At 65.0% G+C, this 20,493-nt stretch carries 17 protein-coding genes; 5 read left to right on the top strand and 12 right to left on the bottom strand.

What is annotated here, in order from left to right; all coding sequences use genetic code 11:
• Positions 1 to 54 precede the first annotated feature (54 nt).
• Positions 55 to 1,125, bottom strand: a complete 1,071-nt coding sequence (locus CLM74_RS10905; RefSeq protein ID WP_234003322.1) for a site-specific integrase — start codon at positions 1,123 to 1,125, stop codon at positions 55 to 57.
• A 118-nt stretch (positions 1,126 to 1,243) separates the two neighbouring features.
• Here CLM74_RS10905 and CLM74_RS10900 point away from each other — a divergent pair, with 118 nt between their 5' ends.
• Positions 1,244 to 2,161 (top strand): DNA-binding protein, encoded by a 918-nt coding sequence (locus tag CLM74_RS10900; protein WP_105164029.1) that lies wholly within the window; start codon positions 1,244 to 1,246, stop codon positions 2,159 to 2,161.
• A gap of 69 nt (positions 2,162 to 2,230) precedes the next feature.
• On the opposite strand, the gene CLM74_RS10895 is transcribed toward CLM74_RS10900, so the two are convergent.
• Positions 2,231 to 2,692 carry a hypothetical protein gene (locus tag CLM74_RS10895; protein WP_105164028.1) on the bottom strand — a complete coding sequence of 154 codons (462 nt, stop codon included), beginning with the start codon at positions 2,690 to 2,692 and terminating at the stop codon, positions 2,231 to 2,233.
• 438 nt (positions 2,693 to 3,130) lie between these two features.
• Here CLM74_RS10895 and CLM74_RS10890 point away from each other — a divergent pair, with 438 nt between their 5' ends.
• Positions 3,131 to 3,508 (top strand): hypothetical protein, encoded by a 378-nt coding sequence (locus CLM74_RS10890; RefSeq protein WP_158684134.1) that lies wholly within the window; start codon positions 3,131 to 3,133, stop codon positions 3,506 to 3,508.
• 1,005 nt (positions 3,509 to 4,513) lie between these two features.
• On the opposite strand, the gene CLM74_RS21515 is transcribed toward CLM74_RS10890, so the two are convergent.
• Entirely contained in the window at positions 4,514 to 5,209 is a 696-nt protein-coding gene (locus tag CLM74_RS21515; protein WP_158684133.1) for a hypothetical protein, read from the bottom strand.
• 1,550 nt (positions 5,210 to 6,759) lie between these two features.
• On the opposite strand from CLM74_RS21515, the gene CLM74_RS10875 reads away from it, so the two are divergent.
• Together CLM74_RS10875 and CLM74_RS10870 are read left to right on the top strand one after the other, a co-directional pair.
• Positions 6,760 to 7,386: a response regulator transcription factor gene (locus CLM74_RS10875; RefSeq protein ID WP_105164025.1), complete on the top strand. Its 627-nt coding sequence runs from the start codon at positions 6,760 to 6,762 to the stop codon at positions 7,384 to 7,386.
• 116 nt (positions 7,387 to 7,502) lie between these two features.
• Complete coding sequence (locus tag CLM74_RS10870; RefSeq protein WP_325051167.1) at positions 7,503 to 9,710, top strand: ATP-binding protein; 2,208 nt, start codon at positions 7,503 to 7,505, stop codon at positions 9,708 to 9,710.
• Position 9,711: 1 nt separating this feature from the next.
• Here CLM74_RS10870 and CLM74_RS10865 read toward each other — a convergent pair whose 3' ends face one another.
• The 9 genes from CLM74_RS10865 to CLM74_RS10825 all read right to left on the bottom strand — a co-directional run bounded on the left by CLM74_RS10865 (position 9,712) and on the right by CLM74_RS10825 (position 19,790).
• Positions 9,712 to 10,467: a SapC family protein gene (locus tag CLM74_RS10865; RefSeq protein ID WP_025877209.1), complete on the bottom strand. Its 756-nt coding sequence runs from the start codon at positions 10,465 to 10,467 to the stop codon at positions 9,712 to 9,714.
• Between the two features lie 111 nt (positions 10,468 to 10,578).
• Positions 10,579 to 10,851: a hypothetical protein gene (locus CLM74_RS10860; protein WP_025877210.1), complete on the bottom strand. Its 273-nt coding sequence runs from the start codon at positions 10,849 to 10,851 to the stop codon at positions 10,579 to 10,581.
• A 269-nt stretch (positions 10,852 to 11,120) separates the two neighbouring features.
• Positions 11,121 to 13,163, bottom strand: coding sequence for an elongation factor G (fusA, locus tag CLM74_RS10855; protein ID WP_025877212.1), 2,043 nt, complete (start codon positions 13,161 to 13,163; stop codon positions 11,121 to 11,123).
• Positions 13,164 to 13,546: 383 nt separating this feature from the next.
• Positions 13,547 to 14,296: a hypothetical protein gene (locus CLM74_RS10850; RefSeq protein WP_105164024.1), complete on the bottom strand. Its 750-nt coding sequence runs from the start codon at positions 14,294 to 14,296 to the stop codon at positions 13,547 to 13,549.
• Between the two features lie 69 nt (positions 14,297 to 14,365).
• Positions 14,366 to 15,127 carry a heme ABC transporter ATP-binding protein gene (locus CLM74_RS10845; RefSeq protein WP_059064165.1) on the bottom strand — a complete coding sequence of 254 codons (762 nt, stop codon included), beginning with the start codon at positions 15,125 to 15,127 and terminating at the stop codon, positions 14,366 to 14,368.
• A complete protein-coding gene (locus tag CLM74_RS10840; protein ID WP_025877218.1) occupies positions 15,124 to 16,167 on the bottom strand; it encodes an iron ABC transporter permease in 1,044 nt (347 codons plus the stop codon). The genes CLM74_RS10845 and CLM74_RS10840 overlap by 4 nt, the downstream gene beginning before the upstream one ends.
• Positions 16,164 to 17,210 carry an ABC transporter substrate-binding protein gene (locus CLM74_RS10835; protein WP_105164023.1) on the bottom strand — a complete coding sequence of 349 codons (1,047 nt, stop codon included), beginning with the start codon at positions 17,208 to 17,210 and terminating at the stop codon, positions 16,164 to 16,166. The genes CLM74_RS10840 and CLM74_RS10835 overlap by 4 nt, the downstream gene beginning before the upstream one ends.
• A 50-nt stretch (positions 17,211 to 17,260) precedes the next feature.
• Positions 17,261 to 18,640, bottom strand: a complete 1,380-nt coding sequence (locus CLM74_RS10830; protein WP_105164022.1) for an ATP-binding protein — start codon at positions 18,638 to 18,640, stop codon at positions 17,261 to 17,263.
• Between the two features lie 121 nt (positions 18,641 to 18,761).
• Positions 18,762 to 19,790 carry an alpha/beta hydrolase-fold protein gene (locus tag CLM74_RS10825; protein ID WP_105164021.1) on the bottom strand — a complete coding sequence of 343 codons (1,029 nt, stop codon included), beginning with the start codon at positions 19,788 to 19,790 and terminating at the stop codon, positions 18,762 to 18,764.
• A 270-nt stretch (positions 19,791 to 20,060) separates the two neighbouring features.
• On the opposite strand from CLM74_RS10825, the gene CLM74_RS10820 reads away from it, so the two are divergent.
• Positions 20,061 to 20,435: a hypothetical protein gene (locus tag CLM74_RS10820; protein ID WP_025877226.1), complete on the top strand. Its 375-nt coding sequence runs from the start codon at positions 20,061 to 20,063 to the stop codon at positions 20,433 to 20,435.
• Positions 20,436 to 20,493 lie beyond the last annotated feature (58 nt).

The raw sequence follows: 20,493 nt of genomic DNA, 5'->3' as shown, positions 1-20,493 counted from the left end.
AAAGCACTTCTGGCCAACTCGCACCGATGCTAAGAGCTGAGAGGTAAGAGCGGGTTAGTCTTCCAGTAGTCGAGCGGCGGGATTCATCGCGGCACCACCCGATTGGAAATACCCCAGGACACTCGACACTGACCGGTGCTCGGTCAGCTGCATGATTGCCGGCAGCGCCACGCCTTGGCGACTGGCTTCAGTCACGAACCCCGACCGCAGGCTGTGCCCGCCAAAATCCCCCTCCAGCCCGGCCAGCCGCGCCCGCCGCTGCACGATCTCGCCCACCGCGGCCGGGGAGAGGGCAGGTCCGACCCGATTCTTCCAGAGCCGCCGGAAAATCGCCCCATCGGTGATCCCGGACGCCTCCAGCCAATCCTGCAGGGCGAGGGCCGCCCGATCCAGCACCGGCTTGTCTGGCGTCGAGGTCGCGGTGACGCCGGCCTGCTGGGTCTTGCTGTGCTCCAGCCGATAGATATAGCCCGCCTCGCCGACGCGGCGCAGGTCGCGCAAGTCGGCGGCGGCGATCTCGCTGCGTCGGCGCCCGCCACTGGCGAACCCGAAGCAGAGCAGGGCACGGTCGCGAATCCCTTCCAGGCTGTCATCGCAGGTGGCCAGCAGCGCTTCCAGCTCGGGCAGGGTGATTGCAGTCTTCTTGCGCGGCCGCTCGCCGCGCTTGACTGCCGCCCGCGCGGCGCGACTGAGCACGGTGCGGATCGCCGGCTGCTCGCAGGGGTTGGGTGCTTGCTTGAGCCGGTGCGCCGTGGACAGGACGGCGACCCGATGCCGCACGGTGGCCAACGTCCACGGGCCGAGCTTGGCCTTGAGGCCAGCGGCCACCAAGGCCTGGTCGACGGTGGGCGGCAGTTCCCATGCCAATTCGCCCTCGGTCGAGCGGCGCTGGACATGGTCGACCACGAACTGCAGGACGGTGGCTTCGGGTACAGGCAAAGCCAGCTCGATGCCGTAGCGCGCCGAATGCCAGCCGACCCAGTAGCGTAGGGCGCTGGTGTAGCTACGAGTGGTGTTCTCGGCGGCGGCTTCGGCCAGCAGCTCGCGGACCGCGTCGGCGGCCTGCTGGGCCAGCTGTTCTGGCAGCACCAGGCTGGCGGCCGTCGCGGCGAGTACGGGAATCATAGAATTATCTTTCATACTATGTAATGTATACTACGAATTAGAGTTTATACCCACGATAATCATCACTTATCGCGAGTACGTTACCAGCAGAGCAGGGCGCCAGTACAGGAGACTTCGCATGGCCCGCGGTATCACCGAATCTGACGTCCACGCCGCCGCCGACGAACTGGTGGCCAAGGGCGAGCGCCCCACCGTTGAGCGAATCCGGGCTCACTTGGGGACCGGCTCCCCGAACACAGTCACTCGCTGGCTAGAGACTTGGTGGAATCGACTCGGCACACGCCTGCAGCCACGACGTCCGGACTTTGAAGACGCCCCGGCGGTGTTGGCGGAACTGGCCGGGCAATGGTGGGAGCTGGCGCTGAAGCACGCCAGGGAGGCAGCCCTTCGAGAGTTCGCAGAGACTGAGAAGTCACTGGCTACCCAACGTGAAGCGCTGGATGCTAGGTCACGGGTCGTGGCTGACGAACTGAGTCAAATGAGCTCGGAGCGCGCCGCTGCTATCGCCGGCGAACGCGTAGCTAGTACCCGAGCTGCAGAACTGGAGCGGCTGGTCGATCAGCTACGCCTGCAGATCTCAGAGCTCACGGAGCAGCGGGATCTCGGGCTTCGGAGAGCCGATCGAGCTGAGGCAGCAACACAGCATATTGATGCCCGGCTTCACGAAGCGCTGGAAACGGCGAAATCTGAGCGAGAGGATTGGACCGAGTACGCCAGATCTGTCGAGAATCGGGCGCTGGGCGATGTGGATCGAGCACGCCAGGACGTGAAGGAGCTCCAAGCGCAGCTAAGCGAGACATCCGAACACCACAGGACCCTTGAGAACCAACTGCGCCAGAATCTCCAGGCCGCCCAATCGGCGGCCGCAGCAGCAAGTCAGTCGGCGGATATCCTACGCGGCAGATGTGACGCTCTAGAGGGGCAACTTTCGAGCCTCCGAGATCTCCCAACGCAGCTAGAGGCAGCACTCAAGCGATCCGAAGAAATTCGCATCAGTGCTGATGTTCGGCCCAAACGGAAACGCTCGAAACAGTGAAAACATAGCTGCCAGGTGCCTGCAAAGGAGCCAGAACGCTAAACGCTTTCCAGCGCATTGGCTGCGCCGTCAGGCCTCGCCCTGAAACTCCACATACGCGGCCCGCAGAACGCGGCAGGGATCCGTGGCCAAAATCTGGGATGGAGTCGCGCCATCGAGCATCGCGTGGGGCGACAGGAACCACTCGACCTCTCCCCAATAAGTGCTTCGCCGCAGTCCGCCTAACTCGCGCTCAAAAGGACCGAACTCCCGCAACAAAGTCAAAACCTCGGCCAGGTGGCCCACAGGCTGGCCGCTCGGGAGGAACTGCCAAGCCGGATACCGGTAGCTGGGCGACGGGTGCGTGACGTAGACCCCCAAGAGCTTGCCAGCGCGGCGCAACTGGCTGACCAAGTGGCTACAGTGGGGCGCATGAGAGCCAAGCCCCTGACTGACCTGCGCGGCACTCATCCATTGCGAAGCAAGTGCTTGTCGCGCGGTAGCCGCATCGCGGAAGATCCGTTGAGCGGGCGTAAAGATGCCGAAGTGCATTCAGCCGCCTCGAACTGTAGAGACTACACAGGATGTGAGTCTAGCAAGCAGGAAGAAGTTTACGCGAGTTTCCGGCCCAAATCAGGCGCCAATGCACGGGTCGGGCGGGCTTCAATACTCTCTACCTTGCGGCAACCAGCAACCAAAAGTGTCTGCAACGGTTCGTCTTGCACTGAAATTGTCTGCCTCAAAAGCTAAAAACTCTGCAATGGCACGCTGAAAATGACTGCAACGAACACACACTCTCGCTTAGCAGTATCCAGCTCAACCCATGCCTCAAAGGCGGCGGCTGGCCTACCGAATCCGTTGAGCTATGCGATACCTTGATCGCGTACGCCCACTGTGGAACAAACCCGAAGCCATCGCCCCAATCACCGCACAACAGAAGGAGAATCACCGATGACATCCGCCGTTTCCCGACGTGCGCACGCAGCAGACATGACCGTGCTAGTGCTCTTCATTGCGCTGTTTCCGGTCATGTCAGCTCTGCATGCCCGGGTGTCCAACGAGCTGTATCACGTTCTTGCAGGTCTCCTGCTAGGAGGGATTGCTGCGCTCACCCATGCGTTGCTCCACGACGGGTTCGTGCGCTGGCACAAGGCCGGCATGGCCGGTATCGAACGGTCTCGCTCACTTCGAGTGCTGCTTCTGGGGGCTGTCTACCCCGTGCTCGGGATGGTCAGTGGCGTGATCGCACTGATCGGCACCCAACCCAATGTCGGCGTGTACTATGCGATCGGCTTTGCGGCGGGTGGTGCGGTGATGGGGTGGCGCGCGAGAGCGGCGCTGGCGCACAAGCGAGCGCTGGGTATTTGACGACGACCGCCCGCGCTCAGCTGCCTCCTACTGCGACTTCATAGAGCTTCTTCTGAAGGTTTCGCAAAGTAGATGACGCTGAATTTCGCTCCTAGGATTCGAACCCGGCCCAAAGCGCCGGATAGATCTGTGCTGCTCCCGCAATCAAGTTACTCGTCGTCCCGCTTACACGGGACACCCGTCATCGACACCCCAAGGCCGCTGACGGACTCCCTCGGAGTAGGGACTTGGGTAGGAGGCAGGGCACGTGGACGCACTTTCACAGAGATCTTCTCGTGGCCATGACGAGCTCCTTAAAGTTGGTGCAGTTTTCGCGGGCTTTTCCCGCAAACTCCAAGATAGTCCTTGTAGTGTTCACGTCGATTTCGTCAATTTTTCGATTCACGTTACCCTTGTAGCCCGCAACGTAGCCCCGTCCACGCGCCACAGTTTCTCTAATTGCATCCGAGGTGTCCGCAAGTGTGAGGCAGGCCTTTGCCCCCTCGCACTTCGTGCCCTCTCCCCTCGGACCTCGTCTTTCCGATGCATGTGAGCCTGCCTGGCGCATCCTGAGTCGGTCCAGAATCGATGCAGCGCCAAGTGAGCTTCGCCCACGTTACGGCAAGCAATAGGAGGGCGAGGAATGCTGATTCGTCGGTTCTTCTTCGCATGTCATACGTCCTGGCGAACTCTTCGAGTCGCAGAGCATGCTTGCCCATTTGTCGTGGCTCTGGCATCCGTCCATGGTTTTGAATCGGGCAGACACGAAACAGTAGGCTTCATCGCTTGAGCAAATGACATATCTCACAGGCGTCGGATCGTTCGCCGTCAGTCGCCCTTCGTTCTTCGGGGCGCTGTCGCAAGCCGCGATTGCAACGGTGCAGCAGACTGCAGCGATTAGACGGCTTGCTCCCATGTTCACTGTGCCCAATGTGTTTTCCGCTCCTTGTGTAGCAATGATCTCAGCGAGGTCTAGGGGCAGGGCGCTCTCGGAGAATTCTCCCGCCCTCCGGGAATTCTTCTGAATCAGTGGGCAGCTTGCAGCTCAAGCAGCAGATCTCTTATTCCATCAATTCGCGCCAAAAGTGCGTCGATGACTTCGCTACTCTCAATTCTGAGTTGGGCGGAGGCATTAGCCACAGCCTCGTACTCAGGCGTGCTTACTGCCAGTGTCACATTCGATTGGCATTTCTGCAGCAGTCTGGGTCCGAAATCCAAATACGCCTTGATCGATATCTGCAAGGCAACCATCGTCGGGATGCATTCGGGCGGAAGCGCGGCGATTTCGTCTTCCTTCCACCCCAGCCCGTTCAACGTGTTGAGGCTTGTAGTCAGGCTCGCCTGGACGAACCTGCAATCGACGCGCCCATTCGAGACGCTCATCTCCTCAAAGACCTTGCCGGGGTGGCGGGCAATTTCCAAGCGGTAGCACGTGGCAAGCAGTCGGCCGGCCTCAAGGTTCAGATCTCTTTCTTCCTCCTTAGTGACCTCCCTAAGTCGAAGCCCGTGGGACTCGTAGGCAAACCACATTGCACCGAGACCAACCACCGCTGTGCCGATTGCCGCAATCCAGTCGGCAGTACTACCGCTGTCGGCAGCGAGGTCTACTCCGCGTGGTGCGCCGAATGCCCACCAACTGATTGCTGCGCCTATCGCGGCAGCCGCAATTACCAGCGACAGAACGGTGAGCATCCCGAACTTACGCTTTTCTCTGGTTTCCATGAAACCCCCTGTGGTTCGTCTTTAAACAGGGGGATTCTGACATGACGGAGCCCCTGCCAGCACTTGCGGTTCGGCGTTGACTGGTTCTCCGCCTCTATCGATCTGCGCGCAGCGCTTGCTAAGGTCGCGCTTCGTGATGGCGACAGCTTCGAGGAAGTCCGCCAGGGATTGAGTTCTCCCCGGAGAACGCCCGCATTTACGTAGCCAAGGTTAAAGCCAGGGCGCAGGATCAGTCTCAGGGGGAGACATGCTCACAAGGATTGCGGCAGGTTTGCTGCTATGTGTGGCTGCGGGGTCAGTTGGTGCCCAGCAGCAAATCTGCGAATGCGTCACCAAGCCCCGAACTGAGTACAGTCCATGCCATGTGCCGATGGCGCTCCGACCAAGACCTGGAATGTTGAGGTAGTGCCTAGGTCAGATGCGGTCGCTGCCAATGAGCGCCGTGAGACAGCAAAATGCAGCTGCGATCCAGCCCCGGGCACCCAAACAGGCCTACCGACGCAGCAACGGCGGCGGACGGCTGCATCACATTTCGTAGTACCGCGACGGTCAACGTTGCGAAAACGCCAAGGCCGAGCGAGACCGCATCTACCGCGAAGTCGGATTGCATCGTACTTTCATGCTTAGTCGTCGCATGGACGATATGGTCTATGAAGCGTGCAAATGATCATGCCGGGGTGGGGGCGGCGCCGCTACGGTAGCGCCTCACACGCGCTGCCGCGGTTTCGGCCCGCGGCTCATGTAGACCAAATTGGACGGTTCGGCGTCGGGACCGGATACACCCACGCCCAACCGCCGTTCACGGCGAATTCTGAGGGCTTCGGCAAGGTAGATGACGCTGGATTTCGTTGTGGCAGAAGCCTTTCGAGGCGGTAAGGCCCAGATCCGGCGGATACGTCATTTCGCATAATGTATATTATGTTCAAAGCAGACCGGGCATCGACTCCGCTACCGAGCCCGACCAATGGCACCCCGAACATCACCCGGGCCCCAACCCCAGCCATAGCGCCTCTGCACCCCTGGTCGCCGGCGCCCCAGGGACAACCCGGCATGTCCTGGCAGCACACGCCCACACAAGCAGTCGCACGCTCCAGTCTCCACCAGTCAGGCGTACCTCGCAGGACCAACGTTCAATTCTGAGGGAAACCCAAGCCCTGAGCCCTGCAGAATTCAACGCCGACAAACCCGCGACCACCGTGACGCGTCACGTTAATTGCGCCCGCCAACCCGTCAATTGCGCCGCCCTGGAACGTCTCGTGATTGGAACTGTCCTTGACCAGAGCATGGACGCTGGCATTTCGCCAGCGGAGCGCGCACTCGACTTGCGCAGCGCACGCAGTCCGCGCGCTCATTGCAGACGCGATTCAAAAATCATCAGACGCAACAGGCTACTTCGCTGCACCCACGCTGTGCAGATCCCGACACGAACCTCCAACTTTTCCTACTTCCACTCTAGGAAAAGTCTCAAAAATCGAACGTTTTCGATGCTCGACGCGACAGCGGCGCCAGAATGAGCGCCACGCCACTGGGCGCTGACAACCCTCCTGCGCATGAACGGATTCCCTGCACCGCGCCGGCTTCGCCTGGCCCTGCTTGATGACCATGACGTCGTCCGCCGCGGCACGGCCTTCCACCTGGGCAACGACAGCCGCTTCGAGATCGTCGCCAGCCACAGTGACAGCCAGGCGTTCGTGCAGGCGCTGCAGCAACGTCATGCCGATGTGGCCATCATCGACATCACTCTGGCGCCCGGCGATATCAGCGGCACCGAGCTCGTCGAGCACCTGCGGCAGGCATTGCCGCGGGTAACGCTGCTGGGTTTTGCCGGACAGACCTCGGTGGCGATCATCAACCACCTGCTGAATGCCGGAATCAGCGGTTTTGTCGGCAAATCCGAGCCGTTGATTGAACTATCCGACGCGGTCGTACGCGTGTCCCAAGGGCTCTGCCGCATTCCGCCGTCGTGCAAGCTGCTGACGCCCTGCGATGCACTTAGCCGCAACGAGCGCGAGGTCATCCGGCTGGTCCTGGATGGGCTGACCGTCTCGGAGATTGCCCTGCATCGGCACCGCAGCATCAAGACCGTCAGCACGCAGAAGATTGCCGCGCTGCGCAAGCTGGGGTTGCGTAATGACGCGGAGATCTTCGCGATACGGCAGCAGTTGGAGGCGCTGTGACCGCGCTGTCCAAGCGTGGCCACAGGCTCATGCTGCTGGCGCTGTTTACCCTGCTTCCCTGTACGTCCGCAGGCGACATTCAGCACGGAAAATGGACGGCGGGGCGCGTGGTCCGGGTGGCCGCGGCCCCCACGCTGCACCCTGCGCCCGAAGATGCTGCCGACCCCGAGGTGCTGCAGACGCTGGCGCATGGCTATGCCGCGCTCGTGGCCCGCCATTCCGGCCTGACCTTCGTCGAAGTCCCTTTTTCCAGCACCCTCGCCGCCATGACCGCCGTCTGTGAGGGGCGGGCCGATCTTGTGCTGGCGATGGGTGCTGACGATGGGGCACGCCTGCCCTGCCCCAGCCTGGCGCCCTCGCGCAGTTTTCCTGGCGGTGCCAGCGTGCTTGCCGGCCGCATTGGCGAGCGCTTGCCGCGGCGGGTTGCCGATCTCGGCACGCTGCGCATCGCTGCGGTTGAAGGAGGCCCCTACCCTGTGTGGCTGGCACAACATCACCCTGCAGTGCCTGTGCTGCCGCACCCCAGCATGCGGGCGGCATTGGCTGCCGTGGATGCCGGCATTGCCGACGTTGCGATCGGCCTGGAATCCACTGCAGGTGCGATAGCACGACGTCACTTCTCCCACAGCCTGCGGTTGCAGACAGTGGATGCCGATCTTTCGACCCAGCTGCATCTGCTTGCCCGGCGCGAAGATCAGGCGCTGCTTGATCGTATCGAGGCGGCACTGGATGACATCACCATCGAAGAGCATGCCCAGCTGCTGCAGCGCTGGGCGCGGCAGACGCTGCCGGCCGCGCTCGGCCAGAAGGTGCGCGAAGGCCTCGATGGCACCGTGCTCTGGCTGTTGCCAGCCGCAGCCCTGCTGCTGGCATTCCCGTTGCTGGCTGCACGCAGGCTGCGCCAGCAGCAGGGTCTTGATCAGAAGCAGGCGCAGATGACGGGCATGATCAGCCATGAGGTGCGTAATTCCGCCCAGGCCGTCATGGCGTCGATCGACCTGCTGGGCCAGGCGCCACTGCCAGCCGGGCAACGCGAACTGGTAGCCGCTGCGGCCACCGCCAGCCAGACATTGCGCGGATTGCTCAACCGCACGCTGGACTTCTCCCGCCTGGCCAGCGGCACGTTCCGGCCAAAGCAGGTGCCCTGCAACGTCCCTGCGATCTGCACGCAGGCGCTACAGGCCATTACGCCCCTCGCGCAGAAGAAGGCGCTCAGCCTGCAGCTCTGCGCACCGCAGGCGCCGTTCCCGATGCTGGCAACGGACCCGGACTGCCTGCGCCAGCTGCTCGATAACCTGCTCGGCAATGCCGTCAAGTTCACCGACGTAGGCGGCGTTGAACTGCGCCTGCAGCTGGATGCGCCCACGAAAAACGCATCACTGTTGATAGAGGTCATCGACAGTGGCATCGGCATCGCGCCAGCGCAGATGAGCGCCCTGTTCGAGCCCTTCCGGCAGGCCGATGCAGGCAGGCAGCGCGGTGGCAGCGGCCTGGGTCTTTCCATCTGTCGCACGTTGGCCGAGGCCATGGGCGGCACCTTGGATGTCCATAGCGTGCATGGCCGTGGCAGCCGCTTCATTCTTCGCCTGCCCGTGCAGCAGGTGCAGGAAGATGCACCGGCCACTGCCGCTGCGTCCGCCCCGCCCCGGCTGGCCGGCACGCGCATCCTGCTGGTGGAGGATCACGCGCTGACCCGGCAGGTCATTGCCGCCCAGCTGCGGCGCTGGGGCGCGACGGTGCAGGAGGCTGCCAATGCCGAAGATGCCTTGGCGGCCCAGATGCAGGCGCCCTGCCCGCTGCTGATGCTGGACATCGGTCTGCCGGGAATGGATGGCTACGCGCTGGCCCGGCAATTGCGGCTGCATGAGGCAGAGGGCGCGCCGCGCGCCCGGCTGATCGCGCTTTCCGCCTTCACTGGCGACGATCACACGCTGCGCTGCCAGGTTGTCGGCATCGACGCGGTATTGCTCAAGCCGTTGCAGGCCGATGCGCTGCTGCAGGCGCTGGACCAGCCTGTGCCCGGCCGTGCCTTCGAAAGCACGGCCCGCGAACTGGTGGCCGCCTACGAAGAAGATATCGATCGCGAGCTGCAATGCCTGCACGAAGCGATCGCTCGTTGCGATGCCGCGCAGCTGCGCCATCATGCGCATCGCCTGCAGGGCGTGCTGCAGATGCTCAGCGCGGGCGGCATGGATGCACGCGCCGGCGAGCTATGGGAGCTGGGCGATCGCGTGCCGCCCGGCTGGGACGATGCGCGCCAGCTGCTGGCCGAGCTGCAGTCGTGGCGCGGCTCCCGGGGTGCGGGAACCGCGCCGTCGCCCTGAATCAGGCGGCGTTGCGGCCTGCCTGGCGGCGGGTCAGGTCGTTGAAGCGACCCAGCGACATCAGGTGCTGGTGGATCAGCGCCAACCAGCCGTTGCGGTGCCATTCGATGACGGTCGCATCCGGCAGCGCAATGAACTTCTCGACGTCGACCACGAAAAAGCCGTTGAGGTTGAACTCGCGACCATCGGGCAGGCGCACGGTTGCATTGCGCTCGACCAGCAGGCCGTTGTCGACCAGTGCCTTGGAGAAGGCCTGGGTCTGCTCGTGCTCGCGGGTGAACTGGCCGCAGAACTCAAGCGCCTGCTGCACCATCTCGGTGGCCTTGCCATCGACGAACAGCGGCTGGCCTTCTTCGCCGCCACGGACGATGCGCGGGCTGTCTTCGTCGATGCCGAGCAGGAAGTCATTGTCCGCGCCGGTGTCGATGAAGATGAAGGGATGGCGGCGCAGGTAGGCCGGGATGTAGGTCTCGTCGTCCCACAGGCCATCGGTGATGAACAGGTTGTCGGTGGTCACACCCACCGCGGCCATCGGCACCGCGCTCGGGCCTGCGAACAGGATCGGGAAGTGGTGCAGCGCCAGCGAGAATTCGCCCAGCACCAGCGGGATGGAGTTGCTGCTGGCAGCGAACTCGAGCTTGCCCGGCAGGATGCGCAGATCGGCGTGCAAGTCTGCCTGCAGCGGCACCGGGCGGGTGTAGAACAGGGGCGCGCTGCTCGGCGCAGCTTCGGTGGTGGTGTCGCTGGTGGTGGTCATCGTGGAAACCATGTCGATCATGCGCGCCTGCCATCCCGGGCGCGCCAGCGGGAACAACCTGAATCCCGCATTATCAACAAGGCAGGTGACAACGGCCACCCCGCGGCCGACTTATTTCAACTGCAACGGGTAGCGCTGCCACAGTACGTGGACCAGGAAGCCGGCCAGTTCGGTGTCGCGCGCACTGACCGCTGCGCGGATCTTGTCCAGCAGGACCATGTCGCTGCAATGCCGCACATCGGCGTGGTTGGCCTGGCCAGCGCGCCGTGCCCGATAGCGTGCAGCCCGCTGTGCATCGCTCATTGCGTACCCGAACTTGGGCGGCCGACCGCGTTTGCGCGGCAGGGTCAGCTCCAGGGTTCCGGGATCATTGTCATCACGCATGGGCAGGGTGCGGGCGGCGGCAAGCAACGGGGGGTGCGCAATTTATCGTGAGGCATCACTTTAATCCAGCTTTTTCTGCAGTTTTGTTGCAATGCAATGCAACTGCGTGGCGCACGGATGGCACCCATCCACGCATGGCGTGGGAAGTAGATCCACGCCATGCGTGGATAGACCCCCGCCAATGCAAAGATCGGCAGATCCACGTCACGCGTGGATGACCCCCGCCAACACAAAAAAGGGAGCCCGCGAACGGGCTCCCTGCATCCACCTTACGCTGCACGCACCGGCTCGTAGCCATGCAGGTGCGATTCGCTGCTGGCCCGTCCCTGGCTCAGCGAACGCAGCGAGGTCGTATACCCGACCAGCTGCGCCAGCGGCGCGAATCCGCTGACTTCGGCGCGACCGTCCTGGTCGTCGATGCGGGCAACGCGTCCATGGCGGCGATTCAGATCACCCACCACGTCCCCCACCGAGGCCGAAGGCGAATGCACCGTCACCGCCATCACCGGCTCCAGCAGCTGCGTACCGCTGGCCGCCAACGCAGCCTTGATACCCTCGCTGCCGGCCCGATGGAACGCCATCTCCGACGAATCCTTCGCGTGGGTCTGGCCATCCACCAGGCTGACTTCGATGCCGACCACCGGATGGCCCTGCGGGCCTTCCGACAGCGCGGCACGAACGCCCTTCTCCACCGCAGCGATGAAGTTGCGCGGCACCACGCCACCGACGATGCGGTCATTGAACACGACCTCGCCGTCGTCGCGCGGCACCACATCCAGCACCACGTGCGCGAACTGGCCCTGGCCACCGGTCTGCTTGACCAGGCGGCCCACGACGCCTTCCACGGCACGCTGCGGCGTTTCCTGGTAAGCCACGCGCGGCGCGCCAATGCCGATGTCCAGCTTCCATTCGCTGCGCAGCCGCTCGACCATCACCTCCAGGTGCAGCTCGCCCATGCCCCAAGCCAGGGTTTCACCGGTCTCGCGATCGGTTTCCACCCGGAACGAGGGATCTTCCTGGGCAAGGCTTGCCAGGCCCTGCGCCAGCCGGATCAGGTCGGCCGCACGTGCCGGCTCCAACCGCCAGGCCAGTACCGGGGCCTGTGCCTGGATGCTCTCCAGGCGCAGCGGCTGCCCTCGCCCGCTCAGCGTTTCACCGCTGACCGCATCCTTCCAGCCCAGCACCGCCACGATGTCGCCGGCCACGGCCTGCCCGATGTCCTGGGTCTGGTCGGCCTGCACGCGCACCAGCCGGCTGATGCGACGCCCTTGCGGGTGCTGCGAGCTGGCCACGTTGTCGCCAACCTTCAAGGTGCCCGAGTACAGCCGCACGAAGCTCAACGCACCGTGCTGCTGGTGGGTGATCTTGAACAGCAGGCCAGCCAGCGGACCGTCCGGATCCGGCGGCAGCAGGACGTCGCCGCCCTCGCCTTCGGCAGTGACCGCAGGACGATCCAGCGGCGACGGCAGGTAATCGACCACCGCATCCAGCAGCGTTTCGATGCCCTTGTCCTTGAAGGCAGCACCCGCCAGCACCGGTACGCCGGCGCCCGCCAGCGTCGCGCGACGGATCGCTGCGCGCAGCGTCGCCGCGTCGATGTCACGACCTTCCAGCCATGCCGTTGCCAGCACATCATCATGGTCGGCCACGGCTTCGACCAGCGCATTGCGCTGCGGTTGCCACTGCGCGCGCTCGGCTTCGCTCCATGCCGTCACTGTCGCCGCGCCTGCGTCCTGCCACTGCAGCACGCGGCCATCGACCAGGTCGACCCAGCCGTGGAAGTCGCCCTCACTGCCCAGCGGCACGCCCAGCGCCCACGGTCGCGCCCGCAGCTTGTCCTGCAGCTGCTCCAGCACCCGCTCGAACGAGGCACCGATGCGATCCATCTTGTTGACGAACGCAATCAACGGCACGCCATGCCGGCGCGCCTGGCGCCACACGGTTTCCGATTGCGGCTGCACGCCGTCCACGGCCGAGAACACGGCCACGGCACCGTCGAGCACGCGCAGCGAGCGCTCGACCTCGATGGCGAAGTCGATGTGGCCGGGCGTGTCGATCAGGGTCAGCTGGTGCAGCGGCAGATCGCGCGGCGCCCACTGTGCGTGCACGGCGGCCGCACCGATGGTGATGCCACGTTCGCGCTCGATCGCCGAGAAGTCTGTGGTCGCGTTCCCGTCATGCACTTCGCCGACGCGGTGGATCTCGCCGGTCTTCCACAGAAGGCGTTCGGTAAGGGTGGTTTTGCCAGCGTCGATGTGGGCAATGATGCCGAGGTTGCGAAGACGCGACAGCGTCTGGGTGTTGGTGTTCATGAGAAAGGTTCCTGCTGGGCCAACTTCGGGGGCCGCACACGCCGGTTGGCAACGGCGTGTGCGGCTAGCGTTCGGTCTCGGCGATCTGGTGCATGGCACGTTCTCCTTGCGGTGGAGCGGGTTGAGGGATGGGGGGGTGGAAACGAAAAGAGCGCCCCGGAGGGCGCTCTGTGGATGGTCCAGCGAAGGCCGCGATCAGCGGCCTCGTAGGGCTCCAGGCAGACACGCCCGTTCCGCGCTTGCGCGGGTCAGGGTGAAAAACTTCAGGAGCGGCATCCGGTTCATGCGGCGCATTCTAGACCTGTCAATCTGGCGCGCAAGTGAATATTGCGCGCATGGATGGAACGATGAGGCGCAACGGGGCAGCAATCACCCAGGAACGATCATTCGCACCCATTGATCCGCCGCGCCTCACCCACCGTCGCGGCGTGATCCCCCGTCACCGACACCCAGTCCTTCAGCGGGAAGGCGGCATTGATCTCGCCTCGACGGGGCGTGTCGTGGATGGTCACTTCAGTCCAGGCGCCCACCGCACCCAGCTCGCTCAGGCGGGCAGCCTGGTCGTCATCGGTGCTGAAGGTGTCGCCCGGCTTGGACGGCTTTGCGTTGTTCACCGTGGCGGTCTTCAGTGCGCGCACGCGCAGCGCACCATTGGGCATGCGCTGGCTGATCACGTCGTAACGCTCAACGCCGTAGGCCCACGACCGCTCGGCCTGGCGACGCACTTCACTGCCGTCATCAGCCACCTCGATCTTGCCATCCACCAGTCCACTGATCGAAGCGAGGCTGCCGTAGCCGGCCATCATCGCTTCGTAGCCGATCATCTGCCGCTTCTCCAGCGGCAGTTCGCTGGCCGCAGGCTTCATGCCCGGCAGCTTCAGATACGCCGACTTCTTGCAGAGCAGCAGCACGCTCTGATTGCCCCAGGTCATCAGCATCGCGCCACCGGTGTAGTAGTGCGTGGTGAAAAGATCGGAGGCGGCGCCGGCACCCTTCGCATGGCGGATTTCGATCGAGGTCGCCTGATCAGCGACCTTGTCCAGCACAACCGTGCGGACGGGAGCGGCGTGCGCCGTGCACGATGCAGCAATGATCGAAGCCAGCAGTGTCGCGCGCGGGAGGATGTAGTTCATGGGGGTCATTCCGTTGAGAAAAACGAACCGACAATGATACGTCGCGCTGCGCAAGGAAGCTTTACTGCATCAGGTCACCACAACCAACGGCACACCACGTCGCGGATGCTGCAGCACCACCACGTCCTGCTGGTAGACACGCTGCAGGTTGCCCTCGGTCAGCACGTGCGAAGGCGTGCCGTCAGCGGCCACCCTGCCCTGCTCCAGCAATACGATGCGATCGGAGTACCCGGCCGCCAGGTTGAGGTCATGCAGTACCACGATCACGCACGCACCGGCTTCGGCGCAGGCACGTACGCTGCGCAGGGTGCGCTCCTGGTGGCGCAGATCCAAGGCAGCCGTAGGCTCATCCAGCAGCAGCAACGGCGTGTCCTGTGCCAGCACGCGCGCGAACGTGGTGCGCGCCGATTCGCCGCCGGACAACTGCTGCACTTCGCGCAGGCGCAGCGCCTGCAGTTCGGCAGCATCGATCGCCCGCTCCACCTGAGCCTCATCCACCTGCGGATCCGGCGGGTGCGGCAGGCGCCCCATCGCCACCACTTCCTCCACGCTGAAGGCGAAGCGCACGCCGTGCTCCTGCGGCATCACCGCACGTTCGCGTGCAAGCGGCCCAGCCCTGTAGTCGCGCAGCGGACGTCCATGCAGCTGCACATCGCCACCGTCGGCACGCAGATCTCCAGCCGCCACGCCCAGCAGGGTCGACTTGCCGGCACCGTTGGGCCCCACCAGCGCCGTCACCGTGCCCGGCTCGAATGCGAGGGTGATGCCATGCAGGATCTCGCGCTGCTGGCGACGCACCACCACGTCGCGCAGTTGCAGGAAGGCGCTCATGCCGCCGCCTTGCGGCGCTGCTGCAGCACCAGCCAGAGGAAGAACGGCGCGCCCAGCGCGGCGGAGAACAGGCCCAGCGGAATCTCGGCAGGCGGGTCCAGGGTGCGCGCCGCAGTGTCGGCCACCACGATCAGCAGTGCACCCAGTAGACCCGACAACGGCAGCAGCCAGCGGTGGCCAGGGCCAACCAGCAGGCGCGCCACGTGCGGCACCACCAGGCCGACGAAACTGATCGAGCCGGCGAACGCTACCGCCGCGCCGACCAGCAGCGCACTGAAGGCCACCAGCAGGCGCCGTGTACGCGCCACGTCCAGCCCCAGATGCTGTGCCTGGCGCTCGCCGAGCGCCAGCATGTCCAGCGGCGTGGCCAAGCGATGCAGTGCGAACGCGCCGATGGCGAACAGCGGCAGCACCGCCACCACGTCGGCCCAGTTCGCGCGCGCCAGCGAGCCCATCTGCCAGAACACCAGCGATTGCAGCTCGCTTTCGTTGGCGATGTAGGTCAGGAAGCCGATCAGTGCCGAACAGAACGCGGCCATCGCAATGCCCACCAGCAACAGCGTGGCATTGCCACTGCCCTTGCCCGGCCGCGCCAACGCGTAGGTCAGCCCGATCGCGGCGGCACCGCCGCCGAAGGCCGCCACCGGCACCAGCCAGCCGGCTGCACCCGCAGCGCCCAGCACGATCGCCGCCACGGCACCCAGCGCGGCGCCCTGGCTGACACCGACGATGCCCGGATCGGCCAGCGGATTGCCGAACAGTCCCTGCAGGCTGGCACCGGCCATCGCCAGCGCCGCGCCGACCATCGCCCCCAGCAACGCACGCGGAATGCGCAGCTGCCAGACCACGGCCAGGTCACGGCTGCTGACCGATTGCGGATCCAGCAGGCCCAGCTTCACCGCCAGCGCCTGCATCACTTCCAGCGGTGGCAAGCGCAGCGGCCCCACGGCGAACGACGCCAGCACCGCGCCCAGCAGCGCGAGCAGCGCAATCAACAACATCGTCCGCCCGCGACGGCGGCGTCGATCCGCAGGGCTCATGCCTTCGGCAGCGCCGCCAGCGCCTGCGCCAGGGCCAATGCCCCCGCACCGGAACCGATGCTGGCGTACTTCAACTGCGCATCCGGCATCACCCAGACCCGGTTGGCCTGTCCGGCCGGGGTCTGCTTCAGCGTCGGGTAGGCCTTCCACAGGCCTTCGGCACCACCGAACAGCTGCAGGTCGTGCTCGGTCACCAGGATCACGTCCGGTGCCGCCGCAACCACACCTTCGTTGCTCAGCTGCGAATAGTTGGCCACGCCGGCCTCGGTGCCGATGTTCAGGCCGCCGGCCAGGGCGATCAGCTTGGCCGATGCGCTGTCGGCACCGGCCACGGTGGGCGAACCGCCCGCTCCCGTCGCCGACACATGGATCACCCGCGGCGCATGCGCCAGGCCCTTGCCGATCGCGGCGGCCTCATCCAGCTGGCGCTGCACCTGCGTGGCCAGGGTCTGCCCTGCGTCGGCCACACCGAGCACGGCGGCGATCTTGCGCACCTTGTCCGGCGCCGGCTGCAGGTCATCGATCACCACTGCAGGCTCGCCCACTTCGCGCAGCTTCTTTGCCAGTTCGGTGTGGCGACGCAGGCTGTTGCCGATGAACAGCGACCCCTGCAGGCTGAGAACCCCCTCCACGCCGGTCGTGCGGTTGAACAGGAACTGGTGCGGTGCGGCCAGGCCTGCCTCGGTGGTGGTGTTGGTCGGCGCGGCGAACACCTGCTTGCCCAGGCCCAGCGCCTCGATCACCGCGATGATGTCGTCACCGCCGGCAATGATCCGGCTGCTGTCATCCACCTCCACATCGGCGCCATCGTCGGAGTGCACCTTGCTCGGCAGCACCGCCTGCTGCCCCGGCAGTGTCGGCACATCGTTACCTGCCACCCGCTGCCAACCTGCGGGAAGTGCTCCCGCCTTGGCGGTGGCGGCCGCCGGTGCTGCTGCGTCTGGGCTGCCGGCAGGCGGCGGCACTTTGTCGCCACAGGCGGCCAGCACCAATGAAACGGCAATCGGGAGCGCGCACTGGCGCAGGCGGGAAGCGATGTTCATGCAGATTCTCCTTGCTGGCAGGGCGGCGGGGTGCCGCCCTGCCCTGTGGCTTACAGCTGACGCAGGCTGATGCGGGTGATGCGGTCACCCTTCAGATCTTCAGCGCCACGCGACTTGTTCACGGCGAAGACATTGCCCTTGCCATCGGCGCGGACGTGATTTGGGAAGGTGCCGCCATCGAGGTTGCCGACCACCTTGCCATCACGGTCGACGGCAGTGACGGTGCCGGCACCGCGATTGGTGACATAGGCCAGGCCACTCTTCGCATCGAAGGCCACGTTCAGTGCACCGGCGCCGACCGGCACGTCGTGCACGACCTTGCCGCTGGCCACGTCGACGATCAGCAGGTTGTCGGTGCCCTGCGAGGCCACGTAGAGGCGGTTGCGCTCGGCATCGAAGGCAACGCCCGAAGCGCTGATCGAATTGCCCAGATCGATGACCTTGTCGACCTTGCCGCTGGCCACATCGATCACCGCCGCTTCCGGCGTACCGATGCTGACCGTGAACAGTTTGCCGCTGGGCTCATCCAGCACCAGGCTCATCGGCACGAACTTCTCGTCATCCACGCCGGAGGCCAGGGTGATCGGCTCCAGTGCCTTCAGCGTCTTCGCATCGAACACCGACAAATGGTCCTCACCGGCGGCCGAGGCGAACACCTTGCCGTGCGTGCTGTCGACCACCACGTCGCGGGCGTGCGGCACGGCGCCGACCGGGAACTGATGGACCAGCGACAGATCCGCCTGGCGATAGACAGCCACGGTGTCCTGGCGGGTGTTGCTGACCCAGACATTGCCATTGGCATCATCGACGCCCACGCCATACACCGCGAACACCGCACCGTTGGTGCTGCCCGGCACCTGCGCCGGGGTGATGGCCTTGGTCACCTTCAGCGAATTCGGGTCCAGTTTCAGCAGCTGCGACTGGGTGACCGGCGGGCGGCCGACGGCCGAGGTCACGAACACGGCATTGCTGGCAGCACTGTAGGCCGACTGGTACAGGCCCGGCACCAGCTTGTTGGACTGGGTGGCGAACTTCGCCTGGCCCGACAGCGGCAGCTGCGGCGACACACGCAGCTTCAGCACGGCTGCGGCGGCCGGCTGGCTGGCGCGCACCACCACCGGATGGGTACCCGGCACGGCGTCGGCCGGAATGGCCAGCTGGGTCTTGAAGTTGCCATCGGCATCGACCACCACCGGCTGGCTGTTGAGCACGGTATCGCCACGCAGCAGGCTGACCTGCTGGCCCGGCACGAAGCCGCGGCCGGTGACATCGGCGGTGCTGCCGGGAACCACGTTCTCACCGCGTGAGACAACCTGGCCCTTGAAGGTAGCGCTGGCCGGCTGGTCGAACACCGGCTGTGCGCTGGCGGTCACTGCCAGCAGCAGGCCGGCGGCCAGGGAAGTGAGGCGGAAAGACGGACGGAATGACATGGAAGGCTCCTTGCACACGTAGGCCGCGCCTGGTGGCGCGGGATTCATCGGTTGCCTTGGCCGCTGCACATCGACAGTCCGCCTGGGTAGTGGGGTCGCACGGCACTGCCGTGCGAGGGGGTCATTCGGCGGCGTTGTCTCCACCGGCCGGCTGGCCGTCGGCGGCGCTGCGGTCGCTCACGCCATACAGCTCGTGCAGCGCCGCGTGGAAGGACGCCGGCAGCATCGGGCCATGGCCCAGGCCCGGGAACTCGCGGTACTGCACGCTCAGCCCCGGCACCTTGCCCAGGCGCTCGGACAGCTGCATCGCCGCATCCGGGGTGGCGCCACCAATGCGGCGCAGATGCGCGACCACGCGCGGATTGCTCATGTCGCGCTTGCCACGGTCGCCGACGCGCTCGGCACCGCCCAGCATCAGCCACACCTTTGCTGGCTGGCCGTGCACGTTCTGCACGAACTGCTGCTCGATGTCACCCAGCGGCGCACCCTGGCTCCACCACAATGACGGACTGGCACTGAGGTAGTACTGGAAGGCGGCCGGACGGGTGTACAGGCTGCTGAGCACGAACAGGCCGCCCAGCGAATGGCCCCACAGGGCCTGCTGCTGGCGATCGATGTTGGCGCGGCGTTCCACTTCGGGCTTTATGCGGCGCTCGATCATGTCCAGGAAGGCCGCTGCGCCGCCGCCGACAGCTTGCGTCCTGCCACTTTCGTCATCGGCGCGATCGATCCATGCGGTGTAGTCGCGGGTGCGCGACGTCGAATCGATGCGCAGGTCGTTGTCGTAGCCGATCAGCACCAGCACCGGCGGCGCCTTGCGTGCGGCCAGCTCGGCCAGCAGCGGCTGATCCAGCACCATCGCCACGGCGTTGCCGTCCAGTGCGTACAGCACCGGCGATGGCGCCTTGGAGGCCTTGGCCGGAATCGCCACATTCACCCGCCAACGACGCTGCTGGTCGGGGCTGTCGATCACGAAACGCTCGAAGCGATAGCTGGCCGCCGGTGCATCGAGCACCGTCTGGCCCATCTTCTGCAGCGGATTGCGTTGCTGCGCGTATGCGTACGGGGTAGCCAGGAGCAGGCCCATCATCAAGGCGGCCAGGCCGGACAGCAGCGGGCCGCGGCGCGGAGGCAGGACGGAAGACTTCATCAGTGACGGCGAAAGCGGCACACGGCCACCGGTTCACAAGGGACCGCAGTCTACCTTAAACGCGAATGATTATCACATCGATCAAACGTCACGCTATGTATCACGCGCGCGACAGTGCGTACGCCAGCGCTTGCACCGGAAGTCTGGGTTCATCTACTTTGCCTGCCATCGGGGCGCAGGAATCGCCCCGCCCTTGCGGGTGCCTGCCTGGCCCCTGCCCATAAGCTCCACAACCGCCATGGGATCGGATCCCATGATTGTGAGAACCCCTTGAAGCACAAAGTACTGATCGCACTCGTCGCCGGCCTTCTCGCCCCGCTGGCCGGCCATGCCGCGCCGAGCCTGGCCGGGCTGTATTCGGCCTATGAAGAGGCCGGCTATTCCTCCCTCGGGCTGGAACAGCTCAACCAGACCGTTCAGTTCACGGCAGTGAGCCTGGGCGCCTCAAGCAACCTGCAGGGCGAGCCGGTCCTTGAGGCTGGCGACGAAGATGGCCAGGTGCTGGCCCGCCTCACCGCCTCCGACGACGAGCAGAACGCCAAGCTTGCAGCGATGGAGGAAGGCGTCACCTTCACCGCCAGCTGCACACTGCAGTTCAGTTCGGGATCGGATTACCTGGCGCTGGGCGACTGCGTTCTGCAGTAATCGGTTCGGCACCGCCGACAGCAGCGCAGAAACAACGAAGCCGGCCTTGGGCCGGCTT

Source organism: Stenotrophomonas sp. MYb57 (genome assembly GCF_002966815.1).
Lineage (GTDB): Bacteria > Pseudomonadota > Gammaproteobacteria > Xanthomonadales > Xanthomonadaceae > Stenotrophomonas > Stenotrophomonas indicatrix.
Note: the sequence above shows the minus strand (reverse complement) of the source record. Positions and strands in the feature narration are given on the sequence as shown.

Bases quoted from the DNA above. Each gene is read 5' to 3' on its own strand.
- CLM74_RS10905 (WP_234003322.1), bottom strand. From the start codon at position 1,125: ATGATTCCCGTACTCGCCGCGACGGCCGCCAGCCTGGTGCTGCCAGAA.
- CLM74_RS10900 (WP_105164029.1), top strand. From the start codon at position 1,244: ATGGCCCGCGGTATCACCGAATCTGACGTCCACGCCGCCGCCGACGAA.
- CLM74_RS10895 (WP_105164028.1), bottom strand. From the start codon at position 2,692: ATGCACTTCGGCATCTTTACGCCCGCTCAACGGATCTTCCGCGATGCG.
- CLM74_RS10890 (WP_158684134.1), top strand. From the start codon at position 3,131: ATGACCGTGCTAGTGCTCTTCATTGCGCTGTTTCCGGTCATGTCAGCT.
- CLM74_RS21515 (WP_158684133.1), bottom strand. From the start codon at position 5,209: ATGGAAACCAGAGAAAAGCGTAAGTTCGGGATGCTCACCGTTCTGTCG.
- CLM74_RS10875 (WP_105164025.1), top strand. From the start codon at position 6,760: ATGAACGGATTCCCTGCACCGCGCCGGCTTCGCCTGGCCCTGCTTGAT.
- CLM74_RS10865 (WP_025877209.1), bottom strand. From the start codon at position 10,467: ATGACCACCACCAGCGACACCACCACCGAAGCTGCGCCGAGCAGCGCG.
- CLM74_RS10860 (WP_025877210.1), bottom strand. From the start codon at position 10,851: ATGCGTGATGACAATGATCCCGGAACCCTGGAGCTGACCCTGCCGCGC.
- fusA (WP_025877212.1), bottom strand. From the start codon at position 13,163: ATGAACACCAACACCCAGACGCTGTCGCGTCTTCGCAACCTCGGCATC.
- CLM74_RS10850 (WP_105164024.1), bottom strand. From the start codon at position 14,296: ATGAACTACATCCTCCCGCGCGCGACACTGCTGGCTTCGATCATTGCT.
- CLM74_RS10845 (WP_059064165.1), bottom strand. From the start codon at position 15,127: ATGAGCGCCTTCCTGCAACTGCGCGACGTGGTGGTGCGTCGCCAGCAG.
- CLM74_RS10840 (WP_025877218.1), bottom strand. From the start codon at position 16,167: ATGAGCCCTGCGGATCGACGCCGCCGTCGCGGGCGGACGATGTTGTTG.
- CLM74_RS10835 (WP_105164023.1), bottom strand. From the start codon at position 17,210: ATGAACATCGCTTCCCGCCTGCGCCAGTGCGCGCTCCCGATTGCCGTT.
- CLM74_RS10830 (WP_105164022.1), bottom strand. From the start codon at position 18,640: ATGTCATTCCGTCCGTCTTTCCGCCTCACTTCCCTGGCCGCCGGCCTG.
- CLM74_RS10825 (WP_105164021.1), bottom strand. From the start codon at position 19,790: ATGAAGTCTTCCGTCCTGCCTCCGCGCCGCGGCCCGCTGCTGTCCGGC.